Source organism: Morganella morganii, assembly GCF_019243775.1.
Lineage (GTDB): Bacteria > Pseudomonadota > Gammaproteobacteria > Enterobacterales > Enterobacteriaceae > Morganella > Morganella morganii.
In genome coordinates this window covers 2,799,967-2,812,025 of record NZ_CP069157.1, presented here as the reverse complement: position 1 = coordinate 2,812,025, position 12,059 = coordinate 2,799,967, and the positions used below count along the sequence as shown (strand labels likewise).

Genomic DNA, 12,059 nt, shown 5'->3' with positions numbered 1-12,059 from the left:
CAGCTTGATTTCGGGATAAATATGAGCAAAAGCACCGCTGAGATCCGTCAAGCGTTTCTCGACTTTTTCCATACAAAAGGACATCAGATTGTCCAGAGCAGTTCGCTGGTTCCGAACAACGACCCAACGCTGCTTTTTACTAACGCAGGGATGAACCAATTCAAAGATGTTTTCCTCGGTCTGGATAAGCGTCCTTACACCCGTGCCACCACAGCACAGCGCTGTGTCCGTGCCGGCGGTAAGCACAACGACCTGGAAAACGTCGGCTACACTGCACGTCACCACACTTTCTTCGAAATGCTGGGTAACTTCAGCTTCGGCGATTACTTCAAGCACGATGCCATCAATTTCGCCTGGGAACTGCTGACCGGCAAAGAATGGTTTAACCTGCCGAAAGAAAAGCTGTGGGTTACTGTTTATGCAACGGATGACGAAGCGTACAACATTTGGAAAGATGAAGTCGGTGTTCCGGCTGAGCGCATTATCCGCATCGGTGATAACAAAGGTGCCCAATACGCCTCTGACAACTTCTGGCAGATGGGCGATACCGGCCCTTGCGGTCCGTGTACTGAGATTTTCTTTGATCACGGCGACCACATCTGGGGCGGCCCTCCGGGATCACCGGAAGAAGACGGCGACCGTTACATCGAGATCTGGAACATCGTCTTTATGCAATTCAACCGTCAGTCTGACGGCACATTAGAGCCGCTGCCGAAACCATCCGTTGATACCGGTATGGGTCTGGAGCGTATTACCGCTGTTCTGCAGCATGTAAACTCTAACTATGATATCGACCTGTTCCGCAAACTGATTGCCGATGTGGCGAAAGTGACCGGTGCTGACGATCTGACCAGCAAATCACTGCGCGTGATCGCCGACCATATCCGCTCCTGTGCCTTCCTGATTTGCGACGGCGTTATTCCGTCCAACGAAGGCCGCGGTTATGTGCTGCGCCGTATCATCCGCCGCGCTGTCCGTCATGGCTACATGCTGGGCGCGAAAGACACCTTCTTCTACAAACTGGTTGCGCCGCTGATCGACGTGATGGGCTCTGCCGGTGAAGAACTGGCCCGCCAGCGTGTGATGGTGGAGAAAGTACTGAAGTCAGAAGAAGAGCAGTTTGCCCGTACGCTGGAACGCGGCCTGCAACTGCTGGATGACGAATTAGCCTCACTGACCGGGGATACCCTGAGCGGTGAAGCGGCATTCCGTCTTTACGACACCTATGGTTTCCCGCTGGATCTGACCGCTGACGTCTGCCGTGAGCGCAACCTGAAAGTGGATGAAGCCGGTTTTGAAGCGGCAATGGAAGAACAGCGCCGCCGTGCCCGTGAAAACAGCGGTTTTGGTGCGGACTACAACAGTCTCATCAAAGTGGACAAGCGCAGTGACTTCTCCGGTTATGACCACAATGAACAGGCGGCAACCATTGTTGCACTGTACAAAGAAGGTCAGCCGGTTACTGAGCTGAATGCCGGTGATGAAGGTCTGGTGATCCTGGATAAAACCGCGTTTTATGCGGAATCCGGTGGCCAGGTCGGTGATACCGGTGTGCTGTCGAGCAACGATGCGCAGTTCAGCGTTCTGGACACACAGAAATACGGTCAGGCTATCGGCCATGCCGGTCGTGTGGACAGCGGCAAACTGACGGTGAACCACAAAATCACCGCGAAAATCGACGAAGAGCGCCGTAATGCTATCCGCCTAAACCACTCGGCAACACACCTGATGCATGCCGCGCTGCGTCAGGTTCTGGGTGAGCATGTGTCACAGAAAGGCTCACTGGTAAACGATAAATACCTGCGTTTTGACTTCTCTCACTTTGAAGCCATGACACCGGCACAAATCCGTGAAGTGGAAGCTCTGGTCAACGCCGAAATCCGCAAAAATGAGCCGGTCGTGACCGAGCTGATGGATCTGGAAGAAGCGAAAGCCAAAGGTGCAATGGCACTGTTCGGTGAAAAATACGATGAACGTGTCCGTGTACTGAGCATGGGCGACTTCTCAACCGAGCTGTGCGGCGGTACTCACGCGGCACGCACCGGTGATATCGGTCTGTTCCGTATTATCAGTGAATCCGCCACAGCGGCCGGTATCCGCCGTATTGAAGCGGTCACCGGTAGCGGCGCACTGGAAAGCGTGAATCAGCAGTCTGATGCACTCTCTGCGGTGGCTCAGCTGGTGAAAAGTGATGAAGCCGGTGTGAGCGAAAAAGTCAAAGCTGCGCTGGATAAAATCCGCACCCTGGAAAAAGAGTTACAGCAACTCAAAGAACAGCAGGCTGCGCAGGAAAGTTCCTCCATGACCAAAGATGCCGTTTCAGTGAACGGTGTTAAACTCCTGGTGAAACAACTGACTAACGCTGAACCTAAAATGTTACGCACGATGGTTGATGATCTAAAAAATCAATTAAGCTCTGGAATTATTGTGCTTTCAACTATCAGTGATGATAAAGTTAGCCTCATTGCAGGTGTAACGAAAGATCTGACCGGCAAAGTCAAAGCCGGCGAACTGGTTGCCTTTATTGCTGAACAAATCGGCGGTAAAGGGGGCGGTCGCCCGGATATGGCCCAAGCCGGCGGGACAGATACCGCTGCTTTACCTGCTGCTATGGCAAGCGTTGAAAGCTGGGTGGCATCTCACCTGTAGTCTGAGTAAATCTGAACAGGAGCGCGCTCCGGCGTGCTCCTGATATTGGTGATAAGGTCTTTGTATCACTAACGTTAGGTCGCAATTTTTAACTACACTAAATATTGCAATGTGTCTAAAACTACATATAGTTTACAAATAATCATTGCTATACGCTTTCACGGTGTTGGATGGATAATGGCGGGTAAACTCAGAGGCCCGACTCTTTTAATATTTCAAGGAGCAAAGAATGCTTATTCTGACTCGTCGAGTTGGTGAAACACTCATGATAGGCGATGAGGTAACAGTGACTGTACTGGGTGTTAAAGGAAACCAGGTACGAATTGGTGTCAACGCCCCCAAAGAGGTTTCTGTTCACCGTGAAGAAATTTACCAGCGGATCCAGGCTGAAAAATCTCAACCCAATAACAATAACTATTAAGTTGTGAGGCGCGCTCGTTACCGCGACGGGCGCCTTCTTCTTTTCTTCCTGCCGCTATTATCCCGGCTCCTCACTTTTTTTCCTGCAAAAATCGCCCGTCATTCTGTTACTTTCTCTGCTCACTGCCGGATTTTTTCCTCACCGCCGCGTTATGCTGACGTGGATCCTGTTGCCGTAAAAACACACGTATCGTTGTGAAAATCAACATAGTGCGCGGTAATTGTGCAAACGATCGTGAGATCTTAAAAAGTTGGGAAAAATTGTTTGACTTCTCAGTGGGGGAAAGTAATATGTGCGCCACACGACGACGAGATGACGGAAACGGAAATCATCGTTGTGTGGTCTGGAACAATGGTGAGATGGCCGAGAGGCTGAAGGCGCTCCCCTGCTAAGGGAGTATGCGGTCAAAAGCTGCATCGAGGGTTCGAATCCCTCTCTCACCGCCATTCAGATTGCACCCGTAGCTCAGCTGGATAGAGTACCCGGCTACGAACCGGGCGGTCAGAGGTTCGAATCCTCTCGGGTGCACCATTTGAACCCCACGATACTGTCATGGGGTTTTTATTTTGGCAAAAGAAAATGCTAAGATAAAAAATCAGTTCTGAAAAGATGTTTTAAGGTACGCACCCGTAGCTCAGCTGGATAGAGTACCCGGCTACGAACCGGGCGGTCAGAGGTTCGAATCCTCTCGGGTGCACCATCTTATCACCTTATTTCAAAACTGATTTCCGGTAACAGAATTAGTATGCGATGCACCCGTAGCTCAGCTGGATAGAGTACCCGGCTACGAACCGGGCGGTCAGAGGTTCGAATCCTCTCGGGTGCACCATCTTCCTCTCTTATCCCATATTCAGCACCCGTAGCTCAGCTGGATAGAGTACCCGGCTACGAACCGGGCGGTCAGAGGTTCGAATCCTCTCGGGTGCACCATATAAAAACCCCGCTCTTTGAGCGGGGTTTCTTTTTCCGTTTTTCCCGTCACTGAATCGAATCCGTTTTTACGTCATACTCGTTATCTGAAGTACAGATGCTTCTGAAACTGATCTTAATAACAATGACGTGTAAGAGGGATAATGTATTGTCGCGGCAGTGGTTTCTGCTGTTCCGTTTGTGTGGGGCAGGGTTGAATCACAGCGACAATAACCCGGCTTTGCGATAAAGTATCCCTCTTATGAATAATATCCATTATCAGGACGGGAGGTCGATTTGATCCCGGATGTATCCAAAGCGCTCTCATGGTTAGAGACGCACCCCCGGATTTTAAAAGGCATCAACCGCGGCATTGAGCGCGAAACACTGCGTATCACGCCGGATGGTGCCCTGGCACGTACCGGTCACCCGGAAGGGCTGGGAAAATCATTAACCCATAAGTGGATCACCACGGACTTTGCCGAGTCACTGCTGGAGTTTATTACCCCGGTGGATTCGCGCATTGATTACACCGTGAAATTTCTGCGTGATGTGCACCGCTACACTGCGCGTCATCTGAACAATGAACGGATGTGGCCGCTGAGCATGCCATGCTTCATTGATTCTGAAGAGCATATCGAACTGGCGCAGTTCGGCACATCCAATGCCGGCCGTTTCAAGACACTGTACCGTGAAGGACTTAAAAACCGCTATGGTGCGCTGATGCAGACCATTTCCGGTGTCCACTATAACTTCTCTCTGCCGATGGAATTCTGGCAGGCGTGGAGCGGTATCAGTGATGCACAGAGCGGCAAGGATAAAATCTCCGACGGCTACTTCCGCCTGATCCGCAACTATTACCGTTTCGGCTGGGTGATCCCGTATCTGTTCGGTGCATCACCGGCGATTTGCAGCTCGTTCCTGCGTGGCCGCAAAACCAATCTGCCGTTTGAAACGCTGCCGAAAGGGGCGTTATATCTGCCGTATGCCACGTCACTGCGTTTAAGTGACCTCGGTTATACCAACAAGTCACAAAGTGATCTGAACATCACCTTCAACCATCTGGACACGTATGTCGCCGGGCTGAAGAATGCCATTCAGATCCCGTCTGAAGAGTTTGCCGCACTGGGATTAACCAAAGACGGAAAACACCTTCAGATTAACGCCAACGTCCTGCAGATCGAAAACGAGTTCTATGCCCCTATCCGGCCGAAGCGTGTGCAGAAAGGTGATGAGTCACCGTCTGACGCCTTACAGCGCGGCGGGGTGGAGTATATCGAAGTCCGTGCCCTGGATATCAACCCGTTCTCTGCTACCGGTGTCGATGAAACACAAATTCGTTTCCTCGACCTGTTCCTTATCTGGTGTGTGCTGGCGGATGCGCCGGAAATGAGTGCGGATGAGCTGGCGTGTGCCCGCCATAACTGGAATCGTGTGATTCTTGAAGGGCGCAAACCGGGACAGGAAATCGGTATCGGCTGCGGCCGTGAAAAACAACCCTTGCAAAAAGTGGGTCACGCACTGTTTAATGATCTCCTGCGTGTTGCCGATGTGTTAGATACCTGCTCAGGCACACAGTATCGCGAAGTGTGCGAAGCACTGAAAGTACAGTTTGATGACCCGGAACTGACGTTCTCGGGGCGGATGCTGGCACTGATAAAAGAAGCGGGTATCGGAAGTTACGGGCTGGCCCTGGCAGATCGGTATCATGAAGAACTGACTCACGAGCCGTATGAAGTGATCAGTGAAGCAGACTTTGCTGAACAATGGCAGGCTTCTGTCGATAAACAAAAAGCGATGGAAGAGAGTGATACGATAAGTTTTGATGAGTATCTGGCGCTGAATGGCGGTCGCTGATTTCTGACAGATAAGAAAATGGCCACAATCAATGTGGCCAAAATAAATCTCTCAGAGAATAGGGATGATAACAATTTGCGCGTCTTTCAATACATCAGACCAGCGTATTCAGAAAAAGTTTCATTCGTTCGGCATTTTTTACAAAAAAAAGAGGAGCGGGAATTATGCCTTTGCTGGATAGTTTTTTAGTTGACCACACACGCATGGCGGCACCTGCGGTACGCGTAGCGAAAACCATGACCACCCCGGGTGGTGATACCATCACTGTTTTCGATCTGCGTTTTTGTGTTCCTAATGAAGAGATTCTGCCGGAAAGAGGAACGCATACACTGGAACACCTGTTTGCCGGTTTTATGCGTAACCATTTAAACGGCAATGGTGTTGAAATCATTGATATCTCGCCGATGGGCTGCCGTACCGGGTTCTATATGAGCCTGATTGGTGCGCCGTCAGAAACCCGTGTTGCACAGGCCTGGAAAGACGCTATGGCGGATATTCTGACTGTCAAAGATCAGGCGAAGATCCCTGAGCTGAACCTGTATCAGTGCGGGACGTATAAAATGCATTCACTGGAAGAAGCACATCAGATTGCAAAAAACATCATTGAGCGCGATGTTCGCGTCAACAAAAATGATGAACTGCTGTTATCTGATGATGAGCTGGAAAAACTGCATCCGTAATTTTTCAGCCCCGGATACAAAAAAACCTGCGCGCATTGCTGCCGCAGGTTTTTTTATGTCTTTTATCTTTTTCAGATATCAGCAGCGATATCGGCACCGGCCGGTTTCAGCGGCGACAGTTTTACCGTTTTAATCACATTCTCACCGATGGCAACCACTTCAAACTGATAGTTCCCGACAGCGACAAGGGTATTGAGTGTCGGGATATCACCGAGCTCTTCCAGCAGAAGACCGTTAATGGTTCGGGCGCCTTCTTCCGGCAGGGAGAGGTTCAGGGCTTTATTGATTTCGCGGATATTGGCAGAACCTTCAATCAGCAGCGTGCCGTCAGGCTGACGGGTGACTTCCTCGGCCAGCGATGGTGACATTGAGGTGGTAAAATCACCGACAATTTCTTCCAGGATGTCTTCCACGGAGATAAGCCCCTGAATATCGCCGTACTCATCGACAACTAATCCGACTTTTTCATTATTGCGCTGGAAATTGACCAACTGTAAGTTCAGTGGTGTGCTGTCCGGCACAAAGTAAACTTTATCAGCGGCCTTGATAAGCATTTGCTTGGTGAATTCCTGCTTCTCAATCATCAGCCGGTAAGCTTCACGGACACGCAGCATACCGATGGCATCATCCAGCGAGTCGCGGTAGAGCACTATCCGGCCGTGCGGTGAGTGCGTAAGCTGGCGCAGAATGGATTTCCATTCATCATTGATATCAATCCCGATGATCTCAGTGCGCGGCACCATAATCTCATCCACACTGACTTTATCCAGATCGAGGATGGAGATCAGCATGTCCTGGTTGCGGCGGGACAGTTTACCTTTGGACTCATTAACGATGGTTTTCAGTTCTTCTTTTGATACTGCATCACTGCGGATCACGGTGCCGCGGATACCGATGCAGCGCATCAGAATCAGGGTTATTGCGTTAAATGCCCAGACCAGCGGCAGACAGATTTTTGCCAGCGGACGCAGCAGAAAACTGCTCGGAAAGGCGACCTGCTGCGGATAGAGTGCGGCAATGGTTTTCGGCATCACTTCGGCAAACACGAGGATGACAAAGGTCAGCACCCCGGTGGCGATAGCCACACCGGCGTTACCGTACAGGCGCATACCGACAATCGTCCCCAGTGCGGAGGCGACAATATTCACCAGGTTATTACCGATAAGAATGAGGCTCAGCAGACGATCCGGTTTCTCCAGCAACCGCTCGACACGGCGGGCCGCCCGGTTTCCCTGCTTGGCCTGATGGCGCAGCCGGTAGCGGTTGATTGTCATCATCCCGGTTTCGGATGCGGAAAAGTACGCTGAAATTATCACTAATAAAATAAGAATAATAATCAGCGTACTTGTTGAGACGTGCTCCACAGCGGTGTTCCTTTCTTTTGTGATGAGCGGAAAAGGGCGTTACAGAGACCGGCTGTTATGCATACAGCATCAGTTCCTGAAACAGACGGTGCCCGAAAAATGCCAGTGTGAGAATAAAGGCACCGGCGAAGTTAAACCAGATAACCCGTTTGCCGCGCCAGCCTTCATGATAGTGCCCCCACAGCAGCACGATGTAGACACACCAGGCAACCATCGACAGCAATGATTTATGAATATTATCTTTATCAAAGATGTTATCCATAAACACAATGCCGGTGGCGAGTGTCAGTGTCAGCAGAATCACGCCGACCTGCGTGATATGAAACATTTTACGCTCGATAACCATTAACGGCGGCATATCCGGCGTAAACTTAAGACGTTTGTTTTTCAGCTGATGATCCATCCAGCCGAGCTGCATAGCATACAGTGCCGCAATAATCAGTGTCGCGAAGCTGAGCAGCGCCAGTCCGATATGCACAAACAGCGGCACACTGGCCTGCAGGTGGGTGATAAACTCGCCCGGCATCAGGGTGGCAAGAATCAGGTTGACCATCGAGAAGCTGTAAACAATCGGGATAAGGAACCACGCCCGGCCCTGAAACGCGACAATCGTCATAATGACGGAGACCAGCAGGCTGACCACCGAACCGAGGTTCAGCAGTGTCAGGTTCTGACCAGCGCCCTGAAAAATCTGTGATTTAATCGCCACGCCGTGACACACCAGAGCGATAACGGCGAAGATAAGCGCCAGTTTCCGGTAGCCGCGCTGATAGCGGAGCACGCCCGGCATCAGAAGTACCAGGCTTAACAGATATGCGCTAATTGCAACAACAGAGATTTCAGGCATGGTTTTGTGATTATTCAGTCAGTAAGATGAAACAAAATTCATACGCCAGTATACCGCAGCCCGCAGATCACTCCAATGATTACACGATACTTTACGTAAATCGGTTCGCTGATTTGCTGCGGTGCGTGTTATAATCCCGGGTATCTTTTCTATTTTTAGCTCAGTTTTGGCAGAGTCGATGACATGTTTGATAATTTAACTGACAGACTTTCGCGCACCTTGCGCAATATCAGTGGTCGCGGACGACTGACGGAAGACAATATTAAAGAAACGCTGCGCGAAGTGCGCATGGCGCTTCTGGAAGCCGATGTTGCCCTGCCGGTGGTACGGGATTTCATCAACCGCGTCAAAGAGCGTGCTGTCGGCCATGAGGTGAATAAAAGCCTGACGCCGGGGCAGGAGTTCGTCAAAATCGTTCAGGGCGAACTGGTTGCGGCGATGGGCGAGGAAAACAACGCCCTGGATCTCTCCGCCCAGCCGCCGGCTGTGGTGCTGATGGCCGGTCTGCAGGGTGCGGGTAAAACCACCAGTGTGGCGAAGCTCGGTAAACTGCTGAAAGAAAAACACAAGAAAAAGGTACTGGTGGTCTCTGCTGACGTTTACCGTCCGGCGGCGATTAAACAGTTACAGACACTGGCAGAGACAGTGGGAATTGAATTTTTCCCGTCTGATGTGTCAGAAAAACCGATTGATATCGCTAAAAAAGCGCTGAAACATGCGCAGCTGCAATTCTTTGATGTCCTGCTGGTGGATACCGCAGGCCGTCTGCATGTCGATGAAGGCATGATGGGCGAAATCAAAGACCTGCATGCGGCCATTAACCCGGTGGAAACCCTGTTCGTCGTGGATGCCATGACCGGTCAGGATGCGGCAAACACCGCCAAAGCCTTTAACGAAGCCCTGCCGCTGACCGGTGTGGTGCTGACTAAAGTTGATGGTGATGCGCGCGGCGGTGCGGCGCTTTCTATCCGTCATATCACCGGTAAACCGATTAAATTCCTGGGTGTCGGGGAAAAAACCGAAGCACTGGAGCCGTTCCATCCGGATCGTGTTGCCTCCCGTATTCTGGGCATGGGCGATGTGCTGTCACTGATTGAAGAGATTGAGAGCAAAGTTGACCGCGATCAGGCGGAGAAACTGGCTTCCAAGCTGAAAAAAGGTGACGGATTTGACCTCAACGACTTCCTGGAACAGCTTAAGCAGATGCGCAATATGGGCGGCATGGCCGGGATGCTGACCAAACTGCCGGGCATGTCTCAGGTGCCGGACGCGGTGAAATCGCAGATGGATGACAGCGTGCTGACCAAAATGGAAGCGATGATCAATTCCATGACCAAAAAAGAGCGCGTCAAACCGGAAATTATTAAAGGTTCCCGCAAACGCCGTATCGCAGCGGGTTCCGGGACTCAGGTGCAGGATGTCAACCGGCTGCTCAAGCAGTTCGATGATATGCAGCGCATGATGAAAAAGATGAAGAAAGGGGGCCTCGCGAAGATGATGCGGGGCATGAAAGGTATGATGCCGCCGGGTATGATGGGGCGGTAAAACAAAGAAAGTCACAAAGAATAATCACTTTGGATTGATTTTTTCGCCAAAGTGAGTAAACTTTTCGGGCTTTTTCTATGACAACCGGACGCCATTCCTCGATGGGGTCTGGTTGTTTGTCAATTCAATGAGGATGTTATGGTAACAATTCGTTTAGCTCGTGGCGGCGCAAAAAAGCGTCCGTTCTACCAAATCGTCGTAACCGACAGTCGTAATGCACGTGACGGTCGTTTCATCGAACGTATTGGTTTCTTCAACCCTATCGCTGCCGGTAAGGCTGAAACTCTGCGCTTAGATCTGGACCGTGTTGAACACTGGGTTGGTCTGGGTGCAACTGTCTCTGATCGTGTTGCTGTACTGATCAAAGACGCAAAAAAAGCAGCTTAATCTGTCACGGTGGTAACAATGAGCAAGCACACTAATCCGCAAGCCCCTTCTGATCCGATTGTACTCGGCAAACTGGGGTCATCTTACGGTATTAAAGGGTGGCTCAGAGTGTTTTCTTCCACCGAAAATACTGAAAGTATTTTTGATTATCAGCCGTGGTTTATCCAGCGTAACGGGGTGTGGCAACACATCGAACCGGAAGACTGGAAATCCCACAATCAGGATATGATCGTCAAACTCAAAGGGGTTGACGACAGAGATGCGGCAAACGTACTGACTAACGCGGAAATCGTGGTAGACAGTTCGCAGTTACCGGAATTAGACGGCGATGATTACTACTGGAAAGACCTGATGGGCTGCCGTGTAGTGACCACCGGCGGATATGATCTCGGCACCGTAACCGATTTAATGGAAACCGGGTCGAATGATGTTCTGGTGATTAAAGCAAATCTGAAAGATGCCTTCGGCATGAAAGAGCGGTTAGTACCGTTTCTTGACGGGCAGGTTATCAGGAAAGTTGATCTCACTGAAAAACTGATTGAAGTTGAGTGGGATCCCGGTTTTTAAACCTCCGGTGATGGTTTTGTCATTAAGTGGGACACGAAAATGTGGATTGGGGTTATCAGCCTGTTTCCTGAAATGTTCCTCTCAATAACCGGGCATGGTGTAACCGGACGGGCAGTAAAAAACGGCCTGATCAGTGTAGATTGCTGGAACCCGCGTGATTTCACGTATGACCGGCACCACACTGTGGACGATCGGCCCTACGGGGGCGGTCCCGGCATGCTGATGATGGTGGAGCCTCTGCGCAAAGCTATCCATGCAGCAAAAGCTGCCGCAGGTGACAATGCGAAAGTGATTTATCTTTCGCCGCAGGGCCGCAAACTCGATCAACAGGGAGTTTGTGAGCTGGCCGCCAACGAGAAGTTAATTCTGGTGTGCGGCCGGTATGAGGGAGTAGATGAACGCGTTATCCAGACTGAGATTGATGAAGAATGGTCAGTCGGGGATTACGTGCTCAGTGGTGGTGAATTACCGGCGATGGTACTGATTGATGCGGTATCGCGTTTTGTCCCGGGTGTCCTCGGACATCAGGCATCAGCAAAAGAAGATTCCTTTGCTGACGGTTTACTTGATCACCCGCACTATACCCGCCCTGAAGTGTTGGATGGCATGTGTGTTCCGCCGGTTTTACTGTCGGGCAACCATGCAGAAATTGATCGCTGGCGTATGAAACAGTCACTCGGTCGCACCTGGCTCAGAAGACCTGAACTTCTGGAAAGCCTAGCTCTGACTGACGAGCAAAGGATGTTGCTGGCTGAATTCCAGCGGGAATATCAGTCCGGAGCAACAAGTTAATCCAGGTATCCTGCGGGATATCTTTTGAAATATCAGTTTAC

The 12,059-nt window shown here is 50.8% G+C and carries 10 protein-coding genes and 5 tRNA genes; 13 read left to right on the top strand and 2 right to left on the bottom strand.

The genetic code is table 11. The features are described from left to right. Window positions 1-21 precede the first annotated feature (21 nt). The 9 genes from alaS (at window position 22) to luxS (ending at window position 6,516) form a co-directional block, all read left to right on the top strand. Window positions 22-2,649, top strand: a complete 2,628-nt coding sequence (gene alaS / locus JL661_RS13590) for an alanine--tRNA ligase (protein WP_015422531.1) — start codon at window positions 22-24, stop codon at window positions 2,647-2,649. A gap of 229 nt (window positions 2,650-2,878) precedes the next feature. After that, window positions 2,879-3,070: a carbon storage regulator CsrA gene (csrA, locus tag JL661_RS13585; protein WP_004237871.1), complete on the top strand. Its 192-nt coding sequence runs from the start codon at window positions 2,879-2,881 to the stop codon at window positions 3,068-3,070. Window positions 3,071-3,423: 353 nt separating this feature from the next. Continuing rightward, window positions 3,424-3,516, top strand: a tRNA-Ser gene (locus JL661_RS13580). Between the two features lie 8 nt (window positions 3,517-3,524). Continuing rightward, window positions 3,525-3,601, top strand: a tRNA-Arg gene (locus tag JL661_RS13575). Window positions 3,602-3,693: 92 nt separating this feature from the next. Beyond that, window positions 3,694-3,770, top strand: a tRNA-Arg gene (locus JL661_RS13570). A 52-nt stretch (window positions 3,771-3,822) separates the two neighbouring features. Beyond that, window positions 3,823-3,899, top strand: a tRNA-Arg gene (locus tag JL661_RS13565). Window positions 3,900-3,923: 24 nt separating this feature from the next. After that, a tRNA-Arg gene (locus tag JL661_RS13560) sits at window positions 3,924-4,000 on the top strand. A gap of 276 nt (window positions 4,001-4,276) precedes the next feature. Continuing rightward, on the top strand, window positions 4,277-5,836 hold the full coding sequence (gene gshA / locus JL661_RS13555; protein WP_062773140.1) for a glutamate--cysteine ligase: 1,560 nt from the start codon (window positions 4,277-4,279) through the stop codon (window positions 5,834-5,836). 164 nt (window positions 5,837-6,000) lie between these two features. Continuing rightward, window positions 6,001-6,516, top strand: coding sequence for an S-ribosylhomocysteine lyase (luxS, locus tag JL661_RS13550; protein ID WP_004238743.1), 516 nt, complete (start codon window positions 6,001-6,003; stop codon window positions 6,514-6,516). 71 nt (window positions 6,517-6,587) lie between these two features. Here luxS and JL661_RS13545 read toward each other — a convergent pair whose 3' ends face one another. Then, window positions 6,588-7,880 (bottom strand): CNNM domain-containing protein, encoded by a 1,293-nt coding sequence (locus JL661_RS13545; RefSeq protein ID WP_032097894.1) that lies wholly within the window; start codon window positions 7,878-7,880, stop codon window positions 6,588-6,590. Between the two features lie 55 nt (window positions 7,881-7,935). Next, window positions 7,936-8,727, bottom strand: a complete 792-nt coding sequence (locus tag JL661_RS13540; RefSeq protein WP_024472627.1) for a cytochrome C assembly family protein — start codon at window positions 8,725-8,727, stop codon at window positions 7,936-7,938. Between the two features lie 183 nt (window positions 8,728-8,910). Here JL661_RS13540 and ffh point away from each other — a divergent pair, with 183 nt between their 5' ends. The 4 genes from ffh to trmD all read left to right on the top strand — a co-directional run bounded on the left by ffh (window position 8,911) and on the right by trmD (window position 12,018). Continuing rightward, window positions 8,911-10,272 carry a signal recognition particle protein gene (gene ffh / locus JL661_RS13535; RefSeq protein ID WP_004237877.1) on the top strand — a complete coding sequence of 454 codons (1,362 nt, stop codon included), beginning with the start codon at window positions 8,911-8,913 and terminating at the stop codon, window positions 10,270-10,272. 138 nt (window positions 10,273-10,410) lie between these two features. Continuing rightward, a complete protein-coding gene (gene rpsP / locus JL661_RS13530; RefSeq protein ID WP_004237878.1) occupies window positions 10,411-10,659 on the top strand; it encodes a 30S ribosomal protein S16 in 249 nt (82 codons plus the stop codon). Between the two features lie 18 nt (window positions 10,660-10,677). Further along, window positions 10,678-11,226 carry a ribosome maturation factor RimM gene (gene rimM / locus JL661_RS13525; RefSeq protein ID WP_004237879.1) on the top strand — a complete coding sequence of 183 codons (549 nt, stop codon included), beginning with the start codon at window positions 10,678-10,680 and terminating at the stop codon, window positions 11,224-11,226. Between the two features lie 39 nt (window positions 11,227-11,265). Beyond that, window positions 11,266-12,018 carry a tRNA (guanosine(37)-N1)-methyltransferase TrmD gene (gene trmD, locus JL661_RS13520; protein WP_004237880.1) on the top strand — a complete coding sequence of 251 codons (753 nt, stop codon included), beginning with the start codon at window positions 11,266-11,268 and terminating at the stop codon, window positions 12,016-12,018. The last annotated feature ends 41 nt before the right edge of the window (window positions 12,019-12,059 follow it).